General features: G+C 50.6%; 13 protein-coding genes. 4 read left to right on the top strand and 9 right to left on the bottom strand.

What is annotated here, in order from left to right; all coding sequences use genetic code 11:
* Positions 1 to 2: 2 nt before the first annotated feature.
* On the bottom strand, positions 3 to 1,493 hold the full coding sequence (locus tag AC27IB_RS07285) for a CoA-acylating methylmalonate-semialdehyde dehydrogenase (RefSeq protein WP_487119943.1): 1,491 nt from the start codon (positions 1,491 to 1,493) through the stop codon (positions 3 to 5).
* Between the two features lie 211 nt (positions 1,494 to 1,704).
* Between AC27IB_RS07285 and AC27IB_RS07280 the strand changes: the two genes are divergently transcribed.
* Complete coding sequence (locus AC27IB_RS07280) at positions 1,705 to 3,369, top strand: response regulator (RefSeq protein ID WP_487119941.1); 1,665 nt, start codon at positions 1,705 to 1,707, stop codon at positions 3,367 to 3,369.
* On the opposite strand, the gene AC27IB_RS07275 is transcribed toward AC27IB_RS07280, so the two are convergent.
* Positions 3,360 to 4,226, bottom strand: coding sequence for an NAD(P)-dependent oxidoreductase (locus tag AC27IB_RS07275; protein WP_487119939.1), 867 nt, complete (start codon positions 4,224 to 4,226; stop codon positions 3,360 to 3,362). The two genes, AC27IB_RS07280 and AC27IB_RS07275, sit on opposite strands and share 10 nt — an antisense overlap.
* A 133-nt stretch (positions 4,227 to 4,359) precedes the next feature.
* Here AC27IB_RS07275 and AC27IB_RS07270 point away from each other — a divergent pair, with 133 nt between their 5' ends.
* Complete coding sequence (locus AC27IB_RS07270) at positions 4,360 to 5,385, top strand: 2-hydroxyacid dehydrogenase (protein ID WP_487119937.1); 1,026 nt, start codon at positions 4,360 to 4,362, stop codon at positions 5,383 to 5,385.
* Here the strand turns inward: AC27IB_RS07270 and AC27IB_RS07265 are convergent.
* From AC27IB_RS07265 to AC27IB_RS07245, 5 genes are all read right to left on the bottom strand, one after another.
* Positions 5,382 to 6,128 carry a methyltransferase domain-containing protein gene (locus AC27IB_RS07265; protein WP_487119935.1) on the bottom strand — a complete coding sequence of 249 codons (747 nt, stop codon included), beginning with the start codon at positions 6,126 to 6,128 and terminating at the stop codon, positions 5,382 to 5,384. The two genes, AC27IB_RS07270 and AC27IB_RS07265, sit on opposite strands and share 4 nt — an antisense overlap.
* Positions 6,129 to 6,138: 10 nt before the next feature.
* Positions 6,139 to 6,891 carry a Nif3-like dinuclear metal center hexameric protein gene (locus AC27IB_RS07260; protein ID WP_487119980.1) on the bottom strand — a complete coding sequence of 251 codons (753 nt, stop codon included), beginning with the start codon at positions 6,889 to 6,891 and terminating at the stop codon, positions 6,139 to 6,141.
* 3 nt (positions 6,892 to 6,894) lie between these two features.
* The gene (locus AC27IB_RS07255) at positions 6,895 to 7,536 is read right to left on the bottom strand and encodes a TetR/AcrR family transcriptional regulator (RefSeq protein ID WP_296052883.1); all 642 of its coding nucleotides are present in this window, start codon (positions 7,534 to 7,536) and stop codon (positions 6,895 to 6,897) included.
* A complete protein-coding gene (gene sohB / locus AC27IB_RS07250) occupies positions 7,537 to 8,559 on the bottom strand; it encodes a protease SohB (protein ID WP_296052881.1) in 1,023 nt (340 codons plus the stop codon).
* A 167-nt stretch (positions 8,560 to 8,726) separates the two neighbouring features.
* Entirely contained in the window at positions 8,727 to 11,300 is a 2,574-nt protein-coding gene (locus AC27IB_RS07245; RefSeq protein ID WP_487119933.1) for a VolA/Pla-1 family phospholipase, read from the bottom strand.
* A gap of 342 nt (positions 11,301 to 11,642) precedes the next feature.
* Between AC27IB_RS07245 and AC27IB_RS07240 the strand changes: the two genes are divergently transcribed.
* The gene (locus AC27IB_RS07240; RefSeq protein WP_487119931.1) at positions 11,643 to 12,386 is read left to right on the top strand and encodes a YciK family oxidoreductase; all 744 of its coding nucleotides are present in this window, start codon (positions 11,643 to 11,645) and stop codon (positions 12,384 to 12,386) included.
* Between the two features lie 99 nt (positions 12,387 to 12,485).
* Here the strand turns inward: AC27IB_RS07240 and glnS are convergent, their stop codons facing one another.
* On the bottom strand, positions 12,486 to 14,153 hold the full coding sequence (gene glnS, locus AC27IB_RS07235; RefSeq protein WP_487119929.1) for a glutamine--tRNA ligase: 1,668 nt from the start codon (positions 14,151 to 14,153) through the stop codon (positions 12,486 to 12,488).
* Between the two features lie 215 nt (positions 14,154 to 14,368).
* On the opposite strand from glnS, the gene AC27IB_RS07230 reads away from it, so the two are divergent.
* Positions 14,369 to 15,394, top strand: a complete 1,026-nt coding sequence (locus tag AC27IB_RS07230; protein ID WP_487119927.1) for a LacI family DNA-binding transcriptional regulator — start codon at positions 14,369 to 14,371, stop codon at positions 15,392 to 15,394.
* Positions 15,395 to 15,413: 19 nt separating this feature from the next.
* On the opposite strand, the gene AC27IB_RS07225 is transcribed toward AC27IB_RS07230, so the two are convergent.
* Positions 15,414 to 17,081, bottom strand: coding sequence for an alpha-amylase family glycosyl hydrolase (locus AC27IB_RS07225; RefSeq protein ID WP_487119925.1), 1,668 nt, complete (start codon positions 17,079 to 17,081; stop codon positions 15,414 to 15,416).
* Between the last annotated feature and the right edge of the window lie 184 nt (positions 17,082 to 17,265).

The raw sequence follows: 17,265 nt of genomic DNA, 5'->3' as shown, positions 1-17,265 counted from the left end.
CCCTAGCGTAAATTAATCGTTAGATTCGGACCAGCCGGAATGCTGTCTTCGGGCCAGCGCGAGGTAATGGTTTTGGTTTCGGTATAAAAGCGAACCGCCTGCTTGCCGTAAGCATGCAAATCGCCAAAGAAGGAGTTTTTCCAGCCGGTAAAGGAGAAAAATGGCAGTGGTACCGGGATGGGTACGTTAATCCCTACCTGACCGACACTGACTTCAGACTGATATTTACGGGCCGCCGCGCCACTGGCGGTAAAGATAGACGTGCCATTGCCGTAAGGGTTGTCATTTACAATGGCCAGGGCTTCATCCAGCGAGTCGACACATAAGCAACATAACACCGGGCCAAAAATCTCTTCCTGATAAATACGCATACTGGTTGTTACATCACGAAACACCGTGGGACCAATCCAATGGCCCTGTTCATAACCGGCAACTGAAGTCTGGCTGCCGTCAACCAGACAGGTAGCGCCCTGCTCTTTACCCGACTGAATAAGGGCCATCACCCGCTCTTTAGCAGCAGCGCTGATCAGCGGGCCAAATCCGGCGTTCTTGTCATCCCACAAACCTGGATTCACTTCGGCAATGGCATTGGCTAGCTCATCAATCCACTGTTGCGCCTCACCCACAAACACAGCTACCGAGATAGCCATACAGCGCTGGCCGGCAGCGCCTACTGACGCACCAACCAGATTGTTAATCACATGCTGTTTATTGGCGTCTGGCATCACCACAGTGTGATTCTTCGCACCGGCAAAACACTGCGCCCGTTTCATATTAGCGGTGGCGGTCTGATACACATGTTTGCCTACCGGAACGGAGCCGACAAAGGATACTGCGGCAATATCCGGGTGGTTGAGTAACTGATCAACCCGCTCGCGGCCGCCATGGACAACATTGAGAACCCCTGGCGGGGCACCGGCCTCGAGGAATAATTCGGCCAGTAACGTGGGCGTTTGCGGATCCTGCTCAGAAGGTTTCAGTACAAATGTATTGCCACACACAACGGCAAGAGGAAACATCCACAAGGGGATCATCGCCGGGAAATTAAACGGTGTAATCCCCAGGCACACGCCAAGGGGTTGAATAACACTGTAGGTATCGATGCCGCGGGCAACGTTTTCTACCGTTTCCCCCATCATCATGCTCGGTGCATTCATCGCCTGTTCAACCACTTCGATACCACGCCAGACATCGCCCATGGCGTCGTCAAACACCTTGCCTGTTTCGCTGGCCAGCACTTTAGCGATCCGCTCCTGCTCGCGTTTGAGGATGGCCTGATAACGCATCATCACTCGCGCCCGCTCGGTTACCGGTACATTTTTCCAGGTGCTAAACGCTTGTTTGGCCGCCTCAACCGCCTGTTCGGTCTCTGCTGCTAATGCATCCGGCACCCGGGCAATGATCTCGCCACTGGCAGGATTTGTCACATCAATCATGTGTTGACTGGCGGAGGTTTTGAATTCGCCGTCGATTAAAAGTTTAACGTTTTGCATTACCGTTTTGTTCTCTGTCGTTAGTTTCCTTATAACGCTATAGCATGACTCCGTTTACGTAAACGTAAGCACACGTGAAAGCTACGTTAACGATGTAAATAAATTGTGACATTGTTACCCGGACCCATACCTATTATTGAAATTGCGCTTTTAATTTAAGTCGCTGCTGATATGCTTAAGCGAGGTAACACTGACAAATAGTGGTAAATGAATGGTGCAAAAAATCAGAGTCGCTATCATTGAGGATAATGCGACGGCCCGGGCCACCATTCGCAGCCACCTGATCACTATGGGAAATCTGGAAGTATCGAGTTTCAGTACCGGTAGTGAACTTCGAAATGTTCTGCGTAAGCAGCACTTTGAACTGTTGATTTTCGATTTTCATTTGGGCCAGCGCCGTAACGGCGTAGAATGGGTTCAGGCGCTCAGGCAAGCAGACTTTATCCGGCCCAGTACCGGTATTATTTTTCTTACTGCCGATCGAATGCCTCAAACCATTGGCCAAATCATCGATATTCATCCCGATTTACTGCTACTCAAACCCTACACCATTAACTCGCTGCAACGAGGTCTCAACCACTACCTGGAGTACCGCGAACAAGCCAGTAAAGCACTGTTGTACCTCGACGATGGTTACTGCGATAAAGCCATTAGCCTGTTAGAGGAACAATTAAAAGGTACGCTGTCGGCCAGACTGCGTTCAGATTTAGAGAAATTACGCGCCAGGCTCTTACTGCAGGAACACCGCTATGCTGAAGCACTCAGTATCTATCATCAGGTGCTTCAGCAGTCTGATAAAGTGCTCTGGGCCCAATGGGGCAAACTCAAGTGCCAGTTTTTAATGGGTAACTGGCCGGACTGTCAGGAATCGCTGGATGCCATGCTCGATACCCTGCTCACACGCGACAAGGCGTTTGAATGGCTGGCCTGCCTGTCTTTTGAGCAAGCGGCTTATGAGAAAACCGAATACTACCTGGATCATATTCAGGACAGCGATCTCAGCCTGCCGGCCACACGCTTAAAAACCATGACCTATCAAAGGCAGAACCGCGTAATAGAAAGCATCGACCTGCTACAGAAGAAACGTGAGTACAATCGTTCAACGAAAGAACGCTTTGATGAATTTACGTTTGAACTGGCCGAGTTTTATCTCAGTATTGCGCAAGATAACCCCATGAATAACCGCGCTGAGAGTCTCACTCAGGCCAGAAAACTGGCCGGCGTAGCGGCACGAAGTCAGGGGGACTCACTGGTCAGACAGCGCCATGATTATCTGCTGGCCTACAGTTATGTGCTGGAGGATCAGGGGGCTAAGGCCCGAAACCTTACGCAGCGCGAACATATGCAGGTATTTAACCGCAGTTCTGCTAATACCCTGATCACAGCAGCAAGAGTGTTCAGCGCTCTGGGCAACGAGACCCAGGCGTTGAATCTGCTTGATATGGCAAAAGTAAAAAGCGAGCTGGGTGAAATGCCGGCGGAGCAGCAAACGTTGCAAAGCCGCTTAATCAGCGCAGAAAAAGAATCGGGGCTCGCTCACAGCCGTGCCGACGTCTTTAATGAGCAGGGCCAGCAATTGTTTGTAAAAGAGGCTTACCAGGAAGCACTGGCGGCCTTTTATCATGCGTTACAACTGCGTCCTGCGATGCCTGCCATTGCCCTGAATATGTTGCAAACCCTGCTGGTTGAGCAACAAAACAGTTATCGTAATGTCTACCTTAATCATTTGGTCCAACAAATTCAGCAAAGTGAGTTGACGGAAACCAATCAGCAGCGCTTTGCCAGGTTACAGAAGAAATTTCCGCAAATAAACGAGGTCTTGAGGGCGGCGGCCAACCCAGATACCGCCAACCCCGTTGCGCCGGATTACCCCTGATGTAAGCGGGTTAGCAGACTCGAGGTATCCCAGCGTCCACCGCCTTGTTTCTGCACATCAGCATAATATTGATCAACCAGTGCCGTCAGTGCCAGCGTCGAGCCGTTCTTGCGGGCTTCATCAAGGGCGATAGCTAAATCTTTACGCATCCAGTCCACGGCAAAGCCAAATTCATATTCACCTTTAATCATGGTTGAAGCGCGGTTTTCCATCTGCCATGACTGCGCGGCGCCTTTGCTGATAACGTCAATGACGGTACTACAATCAAGCCCGGCCTGTTCGCCGAAATGCAACGCTTCCGCGAGCCCCTGAACAATCCCGGCAATGCATATCTGGTTCATCATTTTAGCCAGTTGTCCGCTGCCGTGTCCGCCAATCAGCTGGCTATGACGGGCATAGGCGTCCATGACCGGCTGCGCGCGTGCAAAATCGGCCGCTTCGCCGCCCACCATAATTGTTAACTGACCATTTTCAGCGCCGGCCTGACCACCGGACACAGGGGCATCCAGAAAGCCCACTTGCTGGGCGCTGCAGGCCGCCGCCAGTTCACGGGCGAGTTCGGCTGATGCTGTGGTGTGGTCGACCACCAACGCACCGGCAGCCGTACCGGCCAGAATGCCAGACTCTCCGTAGATCACCTGGCGCACGTCATCATCATTGCCCACACATAAAAAGACCAGTTCGGCGCCTGCTGCGGCCGCGGCCTCAGTGGTTGCCATTCTGCCGCCATACTGGCTCTGCCACCGCTCAGCCTTACTGGCAGTGCGATTGTAAACACATACGTCAAACCCCTTGGACTGCAAATGTCCGGCCATGGGAAAACCCATGACCCCCAAACCAATAAAACTCACTTTCATTATTTTTCCTTTGTGCAGAAATGATGATACGGCTGCTGTGACAGCTAAGTGTAACACGCCGACAAGTCAACAAAAAAAGCTTAACTTGACTGTATGGCGCATCCTAATAGTATTAGCGGTACAGGGAAAGACAATGAGATTTCAAATGACCAATCCACCGCGCATTGCCATGTTCAGTGCCCAGCAGTACGACACTCACTCGTTCAGCCAACACCCGCTGTTTGAACAAATAGACTTAACCAGCTTTGAGACTTCGCTGGGACCTAAAACCGTTTCACTGTGTCAGGATTTTGATGCGGTCTGTGCGTTTGTGAACGATAACCTTAACCGGGATATTTTGTCGCGGTTAAGCAGTCAGGGGGTTAAGCATATTGCCTTGCGTTGCGCGGGATATAACAATGTTGATAGCGAGGCAGCAAAATCACTCGGCCTGGCGGTCTCGCGGGTACCGGCCTATTCCCCTGAAGCGGTTGCGGAACATGCGCTGGCGTTAATTATGACCCTTAACCGGAAAACCCATAAAGCCTATAACCGGGTGCGGGAAGGCAATTTTAATCTTAACGGACTACTGGGCTTTACGTTACATGGCAAGAAAGTGGGTATTGTAGGGACCGGCCATATTGGCGCCGCGCTGGCCCGCTTGCTGACCGGTTTCGGGTGTGAGATTTATTGCTACGACCCCTACCCTGATGACGCCCTGATTCAGCAGGGAGTGAAGTACACCAGCCTCGAAACCTTGTTTAAGGAATGCCATATTATCAGCCTGCATTGCCCGCTAAATGAACAGAGTCACCATCTTATTAATGCAGAGTCGCTGGCCACCATGCGTGACGGCGTGATGCTTATCAATACTTCCCGTGGCGGGCTTATCGACACTCACGCGGTAATCGAAGCGCTGAAAAAACACAAAATTGGTTATCTTGGCCTGGATGTGTACGAAATGGAATCAGAACTGTTTTTCCGCGATCACTCCAGTGAAATAATCCAGGATGATGTGTTCGAACGGTTGCAAACCTTTCATAATGTATTGATTACCGGCCATCAGGGCTTTTTTACTGCGGAAGCGCTTAACCAGATTGCCGAGGTCACGCTACAGAATATTCTGGCCTTTACTAACGGTACTGCAGACCGCGACCGGTTTATTGTATTACCGGATTAAGCCGGGCGTTTTTCCAGCCACAGGTGAAAATATTTGCCCAGCCATAAATAAGGCTCACGCTGGCCGTATTCACGTTCCAGCGCCAGTAATTCATCGTACTTGGAATCTGCCATCTGACGGTCTCGTAAGTAGTCGTGGAAACAACGAATACCGCGCATGCTTTGCACTTCAAAACCGAGTTTTTCCACTTCAGCGATGACCGCCTTGGGAACCAGCGGTTGCTGAGGATTTAAGCGCACCTGATTCTTTACTTTCATGCCACGGGCGATGTAGTCAAAATTGCCATAGACAGCATTACTGAACAACGCCGCATCGCGATTAAAAAAGGTCAGACTAAGTCGTGCCCTGGTTCGCATTCGCCTGGCCAGCAGGTCAAGCGCCTCAAACGGCTTCGCTAACCACTCCAGCACGGCATGGCACAGTACTACATCGAACTCACCCAGATCGTCGAGGGTAAATAAATCGGCCTGCCTGATGGTAATTTGTGGGTCCAGCTGCTGGCGCGCAAGCGTGAGGATTTCTTCAGAAATATCAGTCAGCGTGAGTTGATGGCCTCGTTGCGCCAGATAGGCCGACATTACACCGGTTCCGCCCCCCAGCTCGATAATGTTTTGCGCGCGCTGATCGGCCAGTGCTTCATCTAACGCTTCACATAACAACTGGTGGCGTAAGCGGCCCTTGGTAGTACCGTAAATATTGCGGTTAAATTTTTCCGCCAGGCCATTAAAGGATTGATCTTTCAACGGCGCGGTCTCAGGCAGGATTATCGATATCGATAAAAGTCACTTGCAAACCAAATTCAGCCGCCAGATGTTCGCCAACGGCTTTTACGCCATATCGCTCAGTGGCATGATGACCGGCGGCAATAAAGGCGATCCCCATTTCCCGGGCCACATGAATGGTCTGCTCAGAGACTTCACCGCTAATAAACACATCACACCCGGCCGCCGCCGCTTGTTCTATAAAGCCCTGGCCGCCACCGGTACACCAGGCAACCCGCTCAATGCGCTTATCCGGTGCACCTTCACATACGACTAAAGCTCGGCCAAGCTTGTGCTCAATTACACCGGCCAGCTCGCTGAGAGTGCCGTCCGTTTCGCCCTGGTAAACTATTCCGGTTGGATTAACCGCGGCCAGCGGTGCGATATTGGTGAACCCGAATAACGCGCCAAGCTGAGCGTTATTGCCCCACTGATGATGCATATCAATGGGTAAATGATAGGCTAGCAGGTTAATGTCATGGCGTAGCAAACTGGCGATCCGGCGCTTTTTCATGCCAACTAAGGGTTCACTCTCGCCTTTCCAGAAATAACCGTGATGGACCAGTATGGCATCCGCCTGCACGTTAATCGCCGCGTCAATCAGTTGCTGCGATGCTGTGACGCCGGTCACGATATGCCCGATAGTATCACGGCCTTCTATCTGCAAACCGTTAGGACAATAGTCCTTGATGGATGAGACCTGCAATTCCTGATTAAGATACTCAACAAGTTGGGAGGTAAGCATCATTTAAAACTCATTTTGATAACCGTCGCCGCTGATGCCCTGGGCAACAAACGGAAACAGATGTTCAATCACATCAGCGATATCGATGTCCTGCTGATAGTCGGCTTTGGCAATGTCTTTGAGCGCCTGGCTGGATGCCATGGAAAACACAAAACTGCCAATCGCGAAATGCAGTCGCCAGAACAATTCGTCAGCCGGAATCGCAGGCAGCGCCGTACGAAGCATCGCCAGTATGGTTTGTACGGTATCACCGTAACTGCCCATGATAAAGCGACGCAGGTGGCCCTGGGATTCGGTATATCCCTTTCCTAACAGCTGAACGAACATTTCGGTGCCATTGGGCTGCACCGCATTAAGGTTTAGCAGCGGTCCTTTCAGATTTTGTAGCACCTGATCCACACCACGACGACCAACGCTGGGCACGAGCCTGGCCAGGGCATCATCAATTTGCGGCATCATCACATCAAAATAGCGTTTGAGCACCGCCTGGATCAGATTTTTCTTACTGCCGAAATGGTAGTTAACCGAGGCCAGGTTCACATCTGCCCGGGCAGTAATTTCACGCATCGAAGTTTGTCCGTAGCCCTGCAATGCAAACAGGTATTCGGCTGCTTCAATAATTCGCGCTTTGGTTTGCTTGCTCATTTACGACTTTTTAAACCATTGTGGAAGTTGACTGACCATTCGCATTGCGGCTCTTTCTGCGCCCTGGGCAAACGACATACCCAGTTTTTCTGCGACGTTTTTCTTTTGCATAAATTTTACCGCAAAAATATCCCGCTCAGGGTAAACATTCATGATGTAATCATCTGATGTGCTGATACCGTCTATCAGGCCCAGTTCCAGTGCCTGGCTACCGTACCAGTATTCACCGGTTGCGACTTTCGCAATGTCCAGTTCCTTACGATTGGTACTCACCCAGTCCTTGAACATAACATGCACCGCTTCGAGTTCTTCGCGGAACTTTTCGCGGCCTTCATCGGTATTTTCACCGAACACCGTTAACGTTCGTTTGTACTCTCCGGCGGTATGCTGCTCGTAGTCGATATCATTTTTCTTGAGCAGTTTATGGAAGTTAGGTAACTGAGCCAGTACCCCGATAGATCCAATAATGGCAAACTGACTGGCGATCAGATGATCGGCAACACAGGCCATCATGTAACCACCGCTGGCAGCCACTTTGTCGACCGATACGGTGAGCTTTAACCCCTTATCCCGGATACGTTGTAACTGAGCCGCTGCCAGCCCGTAGCCGTGAACCACGCCGCCACCGCTTTCAATTTTAACCAGCACTTCGTCTTTTTGTGTGGCAATGCACAGCACCGCCGTAACTTCTTCGCGTAGCTTTTCAACTTCATGAGCGTCCATTGAGCCCTTGAAGTCGATAACAAAAAGTTTACCGCTGTCTTCTGCCGGCTCTTTATTTTCTTTCTGCTTTTTCTTTTGTTCTTTCGCCAGTTTTTTAAGGCTCGCTTTGTCCAGCGTAACCTGTTGGGCATAGTGCGTGATGTCTTTTAACTGCTCACTCACTGAATGAATTTCCAGTTGCCCTTTACCTTGTTTTTGTTTTGCCGCTGCACCCGCAGCCAGAGCCAGAACGATCACAATGGCGGCAACCAAAGTGACTGCCTTTGCTAAAAATAGTCCGTATTCGTATAAGAATTCCACAAATGCCTCTTGTGTTATTGTTTGTCTGATTTTTTCAAGCTGAATCATACCAGTGATCGTCTTCGCTGACGATACACAAAGCCTACTCAGACGCCACTAGCCCACCCGCCAGATAAAAATAAAGCCAGCTAAGCTGGCTTTATTGGATTCACGCGGGTTTAGAGGTGTTAGTTTGCCACGACATCGGTATTAGTGATGGGTAACACCTGTGCTTTAGACTGAATAAAGCCGCCTACCTGTAGTTGCATCTCGCGAGTGACCGCAGGATCCGCCGCCGGGCTCAGGCTCGACGCGTGAGCACCACTGTTAAAGCGCACCTGACCACTTACAGTCCCCGTTTCCGAGGAGATAGTTGAGGTCACCTGCTCAAGACCAATCATCGCAGCCATTGGATGCTGACCAGCCAACGGCAGAGAAGTCACCACAGGGTTAACCTGATCCGGCAGATTCTCACCGCCGTCACCTACTACCGACATAAAGTGCACTGGCGTAGTGGCACCGAGCATGCCGGCATAAGCTGTCGGATCGCTCGAGTCGAGAATAGTTTGTGAGGCAAAGTTAAACTGGGCGAATAGCGCCTCAACTTCGGCTCGGGCGCTGGCGTCAAGCAAAGCAATAAAATCGGTGTAAGCCTGACGAAGCTGCGCTTCGGTGGCGTTTTCACCATACACCTGACCAACGTAAGCAACAAAGTCTTCGGACGACTCACTCAATAACAGGGCTTTGATCAGCGGACCGAAATCCGGTGACTCCATGAGGAAGGTCGCAATACCACTGGCCGGTGACTCGAGCGAAACCGCGTTGATAGCAAACATGCTGTCAAGGGTCGCATTCCCCAGTGTACTGTTTGCCATAGCGGCAAAGTTAGCACCGGTGATTGCACCTAATGACACGCCCATCACAGACACATTTGAAACATCCAAATCAATAGCTTGCGTTGCAGTCATGTCAGCCACAGCGTTTAACCCAAGGCGCAAGCCCAACAGATCGGACATGCCCTGACGCACGTTATCACGAGCTGTTGGCAGTGAAGCGAGATTCATAAAGTGAGTCGGTGATACGGTGGTTGCACTGATATCATCCGTACCATCACCATCCACATCAAATCCGCGGCTGCCGTGCAGCGGCAAATCAATTGCTATGGTGGCAATACCGTATAATGACAGAGTACCGCTGATTGCCATCATTTGCTCTTTTGTGCCGGTAATACCGTGAACCAGCATCGCTACTGGCCAGCCCGCATCAGGTTTACTGATTGGGAAGCCCAGCGCCGTTGCAATGGCCGGGTCAGGAATAGTTACCTGCACTTCCAGTGGATTAGCAGCAATGGTAGTTTGTGGGATGGGGCTGTAACGGGTAACGTTACGCGCTGCATCAATCATTTCACCATTGACCCGCAGATCAGACAGACCAACCTGAGTACACATTTCATAGTTTGGACCAGGCTCAGCCATAGCCAGCACCGCATCCGGCGCTCCCGCCAGCACAATACCGCTGTCACATGCTGCATGCCAGAAGTCATTCACCGGCGCCAAAGGATTTGTCATCGACGGAACAGGCAGATAATAAGGTAGCGAAACAGAACCGGTATAGCGCTGCGCCGCACAGAATGGACCCGCTTCAGCAGCAAAAGACTGCGAAAGCCCCGCCGCAACAGTTTCCATGCCGCCCCAGTAAGCACTTAGCTGACCGGATAACGTGCCAAAGATACCATCACAGGTTTGCAGTATACTGAAGTCAGTTGCATCAATAGCCGCCTGCACCTGGGCAGACTGCCCTTCTTTCGCCAGTGCCAGAGCGCCGTCAAGCGTGGTATTGCTAATTAAGCCCAGCGCTTCCATGGCATTATCCGGACCTGCAGCATCCTGCACCTGAACAATCGGTAAGGCCGTGGCCGGATTCCCCTGACCGGTGGTCAGAATAGTTACTAAATCAGCCACCATAAGTTGTTTAACGGTACCCATCACACTGACTGTGGACTGGGTGGTAAACGCCGACACATAGGTAATGTCTTCACGCTCAAATCCTGCACCCAGTAGTGGCGTGATATAGGAGTTCACAATTGTCTGTAAGCTTAACTGATCTTCGGTAGCCAGTGGTGCAGTGTTAATATCCTGACGCACCAGATCCCAGGTAGTAGACCCCTGCACTGCCTTCCCGGAAGTATCTTTCAGATCGGTGGTCATAACCAGCATATAACCAGAAGCTGGTTTAAGCGGCTTAAGCGGCACAACGCTTACGGTGTCGTCATCAACCAGTGACAATACGTAATCAACGCCGTAGGTGAGCTGATCGCCCAGCTTACAGCCAGAAGAAGGGATGGCTGCCGCCGCACATTCAGGGTCGCTCTGATCAAGGCCCAGGGTAGCTTCAAATAAATGGATACCCGCAGACAAGGTAGACGCATCAAGCGCTACGCCTGACGATGTTTGCACATCAATCACAAAAGGATGCTGAATAGACCAGCCATCCAGAATATTCAGTGCATTCTGGGGGTCGCCAAAATCAGTTGGATCGGCTACCGGAATGTTCAGCGTGTAGTCAAAGAAGCCATCATCACCAGGTAACATTAATAAATCGTTTGGAATATTCAGCTCGCCGTTGGCCGGGTCAAATACTATACGAGAAAATGGCGTGTCGACTTGGGTTTCGTTATTAATGTCGTCAATGGACTCACCGCCACCGCAACCGGCTAACCCCAGTGCCAAGGCCACACTGGTGCTAAGGATTAGTTTTTTCATTATATCTCCCTACAAAACGGATTTTTGTTATTCTGGCTCATGATAAGTCCGACAGCTTTTGTGAAGGCTAAATACCTTGATCGCTGGGCAAATATCGAACAAGTACGACCAGTTACTAAACACATATTATTTTCTTTACGATGATTTTGCAAAATATTGTTAACTTTTTGTAACCCATTCTTGTAAATAACTGTAAAAACGTCAATTTATACACCTATCGTAGTAACTTATTTCAACTACGTAAAAGAATCGGTTTACATAAAACAGGATATTTGTATCATCACAGCAATTTTGCGCCCAAATGCTGGGTATGATGAGAAAGTTTAGCAGGAAACTTGATTTATGAACGACTACATCGCACCGGACCACTTACTCAGTGGAAAAACCATTCTCATTACCGGCGCCGGTGACGGCATCGGCAGACAAGCGGCAATCAGCTATGCTACCCATGGCGCTACCTGCATTCTGCTGGGTAAAACGGTTAGCAAACTGGAAGCCGTTTACGACGAGATTGTCGCGGCCGGTTATCCCGAGCCAGCGATTATACCGCTGGATTTAAATGGCGCGACCCCGAAACATTATCAGGACATGGCAAATACCATCAGCGACCAGTTTGGTGCGCTGGATGGCGTGCTATTTAATGCCGGCAAACTGGGTCACTTAAGCCCCTTCGCTCAAATCCCGGTGGATGAGTGGCAACAGGTCATGCAGGTAAACCTCAACAGCGCCATGTATATGCTGCAACCACTGCTTCCGCTGTTACTCAAGGCCGAGGCCGCTTCGGTCATCTTTACCAGTTCCTCAGTAGGCCGCAAAGGCCGCGCATTCTGGGGCACCTATTCGGTATCGAAGTTTGCCACTGAAGGCCTGATGCAGGTATTGGCCGATGAGTACAAAAACAAACCTCTGCGGTTTAATTGCATTAACCCCGGCGCAACACGCACAGCTATGCGGGCTAAAGCATTCCCGGCCGAAGATGCCGAGACTTTAAAAACCCCGGCCGAGATTATGCCGCTGTATTTGTACCTGATGGGTTCAGACAGCCATGAGGTAAACGGTCAGTCACTGGATTGCCAGCCTAAATAAAGCCCTGTAAGGCGACCCGTTTACACACTCTACCATCAAAAAAGCCCCGACTAGCGGGGCTTTTTTAGGCGTTAAACGAACGCTGGAACCATGACAGACTTAATCGCCAATCTTAGCCCAGGTGTCACGCAGGCCTACCGTCTGATTGAACACCAGTTGTGTTTCCGTAGACTCTTTATCAAGACAGAAATAGCCCGTGCGTTCAAACTGCCAGCTGCCGATTTCTGGCACCCGACCTGCAAGACCAGGCTCTGCCCATCCAGACTTAACAACCAGGCTGTCCGGATTAATGGCATCCACAAAATTGTCTTCTGCAGCCGGGTTCGGCACGTTAAATAACCGGTCGTATAACCGGAACTGAGCGGCTTCGCCTGTCGCCACATCAACCCAATGGATAACGCCTTTGACTTTACGGCCATCAGCCGGGTCTTTACCCAGTGTGTCCGGGTCGAAAGTACAGTACACCGTGGTGACATTACCCTCGGCGTCTTTTTCAACGCGATTGGCTTTTATCACATAGGCATTACGTAAGCGGACTTCTTTATCCAGTACCAGGCGCTTAAACTTCTTATTCGCCGATTCGCGGAAATCTTCCGCTTCAATCCACACTTCACGCCCAAAACTAAGGTTACGCGTACCCATGAATTCATCATTGGGATGATTCGGTGCAATCAGCGTTTCAGACTGCCCTTCAGGGTAGTTCTCGATAACCACTTTGATGGGTTCAAGCACTGCCATGGCGCGCGGCGCGTTAACGTTGAGGTCGTCACGAATACAGGCTTCCAACATGCTCATTTCAACCATGTTGTCCATTTTGGTCACGCCGATACGTAAGCAAAACTCGCGTACAGAACCTGCTGTGTAACCACGACGACGCAGACCAGCAATGGTTGGCATGCGGGGATCATCCCAGCCTGCCACATGGTTTTCTTCCACCAGTTGGATAAGACGGCGCTTACTTAACACCGTGTATTCCAGATTCAGACGTGAAAACTCATACTGATGTGGCGTACAGTCGATAGAGATATTCTCGATAACCCAGTCGTATAACCGGCGGTTATCCTGAAACTCCAGGGTACATAACGAATGCGTGATACCTTCAATGGCATCCGAAATACAATGGGTAAAATCGTACATCGGATAAACACACCATTTCTCACCGGTTTGATGGTGATGGGCAAATTTAATCCGATAAATTACCGGGTCGCGCATACACATAAACGGCGACGTCATATCGATTTTAGCGCGCAGCGAACAATGCCCTTCCGGATACTCCCCGGCCGTCATTTTGGCAAATTCCTGCAGGTTAGTTTCGATACTGGTATCACGATACGGGCTGTTTTTACCAGGCTCAGTCAGCGTACCGCGCATTTCGCGCATCGCTTCCTGAGTGCTGAAATCCACGTAGGCGAGACCTTTGCCAATAAGTTCTACGGCAAAGCCATGTAATTGCTCGAAGTAGTCAGAAGAGTAACGCGCCTCACCATCCCACTCAAACCCCAGCCACTTCACATCCTGCTGAATGGAATTAACATAGGCGATGTCTTCCTTGGCCGGGTTAGTATCGTCAAAACGCAGATTACAACTGCCCTGATAATCTTTAGCGATACCAAAGTTAAGACAGATGGATTTAGCATGCCCAATGTGCAGGAAGCCGTTTGGCTCTGGAGGGAAACGCGTTTTGATGCTCGTGTGTACCCCGTTAGCGAGGTCTTTATCAATAATTTGACGGATAAAGTTGGTCGGACGGTGTTCAGTCTCGGCCATTCGCGGTGCCCTCTTATTATAATGTTAAGTTAAATACGTGATGAAGCAGAAGAAAAACGCTATGCTAATACTACTTCGTGATTAACAAAAGTATATCACTGTCTTAGGGGTGCTAACCAACACTACTTACAATTCAGTGCAATAAAACGGGATTCGCGCAGATAATAATCAATGCGAACCTATCGGTTAAATAAGATGAACTATAATAAGTGCGCATGAAGCATAAACCGACCTCTTTTGACATCGCTCACCTTGCCGGCGTGTCACAATCCACTGTCTCCAGGGCATTGAATGACAGTCCGCTGGTCAATATCGCGACCCGGCAGAAAGTGCAGGAAATCGCCCGTGAGTTAAACTACCAGGTAGACAAAAACGCCAGTAACCTGCGCCGCCAGCGCAGCAGTACCATTGCGCTGTTATTGTTTGAGGATCCCACTTCCGATGATTCCCTGGTTAACCCCTTTTTCCTTGCTATGTTGGGCAGTATTACCAAAGCCTGTGCCGCGAAGGGCTACGATTTACTGGTCTCATTCCAGAATCTGGACAATAACTGGCAGGCGGAATACGAGGATTCACATAAAGCCGACGGCTTAATACTGCTCGGTTACGGCGACTATCGTGCCTACGCCGGTAAGCTCAGTCAGTTACATCAGCATGATACCCACGTAATGCGCTGGGGCGCACCGGTAGCACAATGGCCCGGCATCTCAATTGGTTGTGATAATTTTAGCGGCGGTCAGTCTGTCACCCGACACTTACTGTCTCACGGCTACCAGTCCTATGCTTTTATCGGCGATATCGGCGACAAGGCCCCTGAATTTCAGAGTCGCTATGAAGGTTTTCTTAACGCGCTTGGCAACACAAAGTGCCGCCACCAGCAATACGATGCCATTTCTTCTGAAGAGGCCGGTCATCTGGCAGCAAGCCATCTGTTAGAAGCCCCGGCGGGACTACCCGACGCCATTGTATGTGCCGCTGACATTATTGCTGTGGGTGTGCTTCAGCAGCTTAAAGAGGCCGGTGTTCGGGTACCCGAAGACATCGCGGTAGTAGGGTTCGATAATATCCAGTTAGCCGCATTTACTACGCCCGGCCTGACCACCGTGCAGCAAAACACGGCGCAGGCCGGCGAAAAACTGGTGGAAAACCTGTTGCTGGCAATAGAAGGTCACCCTACAGATGACCATTTACTGGCCACTAACCTGGTGGTTCGCCAGTCCTGCGGCTGTCGCGCTAAATAGTCAGACTGGCCGGGGTTGTTTACTGGCGGGCCATCTGATTAAGTAAGGCCTGGATAAATGCCTGGTCACGGATAGGCTGATTGCGCACAAATACTCGTACCGAGTGAGCCGGTACCGTACCGGTAAGCGTGCCCTGCTGAGTTTCAACCGACTGCCCGGTAAGTTGCTCCTGCCATTCACCCGCTTCAACAAATTCATCGGCGGTTAGTGTGACGGGCTCATCGCCTTTATTAAGCATCACCAACGCAATCTGGCTCATGCCATTTTCCACCAACACCCGGTAAAACATAGCCTGATCGCCCTCAAGCTTGAGATTGTACTGCAGCCCACGTTGCAGCGCCGGTGTTGTTTTACGCACGTTGGCAATAGCGGTTAATGCCTGCCGAATGGGGTGTTCCTGTTGTTCTTCCAGTAACGCCTGGCCAATGTAGTTACGATTCCCAGCGTGCTCGGCGGTGCCCTTCATAAATGCAAATTCAGAGCCCTGGTACACAACCGGGATCCCTCTGGCGGTAAACAGCCAGTTATGGGCGTCAATAAACCCTTCGTCACTGGCATTCATTCGTGCCATGTCGTGGTTATCATAAAAGGTCGTGAGCTCGTAGGGGTTATGGTAAGGACCATGGGTCAGATAAAGGTGCTGAGACAGGTCGGCAAAGCTACTCTCGGCGTTCTCAAACACACCGACCATGGCTTTTTGCAGTGGAAAGTCCAACACTGCAATACCGCCATTTTTAGGTTGTGTGTGCTGTGCTATAAAATTGGCGTCGTACTGAAAGCTTTCACCAAACATGTAAAATCCCGGATGCTCAGCCCGGATCCGCTCCGCCATGGTGCGCCAGAAACTATGGGAAACATGACGGATGGTATCGATTCTGAATGCGTCCGCGCCCTGCTCAATCCAGTATAAATAACTGTTGATCAGATAATCCTGTACGGCCGGATTGTGTTCATTCAGGTTGGACAGTTTCACCAGATCCGGGAAAGGATGGAAAAAGGCATGCAATGGTTCGGTTTCTGGTGATAAATCCTGAGGGGCCAGATTCATGTGATCGGCCACCAGCTCGCCGTCCGCGTTATACAGCTCGCCATAACCCGGCTGATCAACAGGCATGGTCCAGCTTGGCGTGCCATGGTTAGCGACAATATCAAACACTGTTTTAAAGCCCTGTCCGCGCATGGCGCGGGTAAAATCGGCATAACTTAACGAGTCACTGACCAGATGTTCGTCGGCCTTGTAGAAATTCGTTGCCCAGTAGCCGTGGTAACCACTTTTCCCACCGTCTTTGAATTGTCCGCCAAAGGTTATCTGCTCATCACCTGTGAAGGTTTCGTCGGGATTATCAAGCACCGGTGATAACCACACCGCAGTGAAGCCCATCTCGCCGATGTAATCGGTATTGTTCAATACGCCTTGCAGGTCACCGCCCATGTACCCCACATTAGCATACTGACCGTCCGGACCATCGAGGCGCAGTTGCCAGGTCGGATTCTCACCTCCCTGGTGCACCTGGTTGTTGGCTGGATCACCATCCACAAAGCGATCCGTCAGGACAAAATACACCGCTTCGCCAGCAAAGGGTTGTTTGGTACCGTAAATCTCTTCCTGCATCACCTTTTCGGTAGTACTGCAACCAACCAGAGATAAAGTAAACAGCACTGACGCTGCGGGCAGAGTTAATTTCATAGGGCTATTATCCTGTATTACCGACGTCGAATCTGCAGTATAAAAAACATCGCCGGTACCCCAGCTAGCAACTGAGTACCGGCGATAACAATGACAAAAAGTCTCATCATTGGAAATAGGATGCAGAATCTGACTGCCATCAATTGGCAAAGTCCCGTCAGAGGCTTCACGCAACAGTCTGTTA

Source organism: Alteromonas sp. 4NH20-0104 (genome assembly GCF_057547795.1).
This window is presented reverse-complemented; position numbering and strand designations above follow the sequence as displayed.

Bases quoted from the DNA above. Each gene is read 5' to 3' on its own strand.
- AC27IB_RS07260 (WP_487119980.1), bottom strand. From the start codon at position 6,891: ATGCTTACCTCCCAACTTGTTGAGTATCTTAATCAGGAATTGCAGGTC.
- AC27IB_RS07245 (WP_487119933.1), bottom strand. From the start codon at position 11,300: ATGAAAAAACTAATCCTTAGCACCAGTGTGGCCTTGGCACTGGGGTTA.
- AC27IB_RS07230 (WP_487119927.1), top strand. From the start codon at position 14,369: ATGAAGCATAAACCGACCTCTTTTGACATCGCTCACCTTGCCGGCGTG.
- AC27IB_RS07255 (WP_296052883.1), bottom strand. From the start codon at position 7,536: ATGAGCAAGCAAACCAAAGCGCGAATTATTGAAGCAGCCGAATACCTG.
- AC27IB_RS07275 (WP_487119939.1), bottom strand. From the start codon at position 4,226: ATGAAAGTGAGTTTTATTGGTTTGGGGGTCATGGGTTTTCCCATGGCC.
- AC27IB_RS07285 (WP_487119943.1), bottom strand. From the start codon at position 1,493: ATGCAAAACGTTAAACTTTTAATCGACGGCGAATTCAAAACCTCCGCC.
- glnS (WP_487119929.1), bottom strand. From the start codon at position 14,153: ATGGCCGAGACTGAACACCGTCCGACCAACTTTATCCGTCAAATTATT.
- AC27IB_RS07270 (WP_487119937.1), top strand. From the start codon at position 4,360: ATGAGATTTCAAATGACCAATCCACCGCGCATTGCCATGTTCAGTGCC.
- AC27IB_RS07280 (WP_487119941.1), top strand. From the start codon at position 1,705: ATGGTGCAAAAAATCAGAGTCGCTATCATTGAGGATAATGCGACGGCC.
- AC27IB_RS07225 (WP_487119925.1), bottom strand. From the start codon at position 17,081: ATGAAATTAACTCTGCCCGCAGCGTCAGTGCTGTTTACTTTATCTCTG.
- AC27IB_RS07240 (WP_487119931.1), top strand. From the start codon at position 11,643: ATGAACGACTACATCGCACCGGACCACTTACTCAGTGGAAAAACCATT.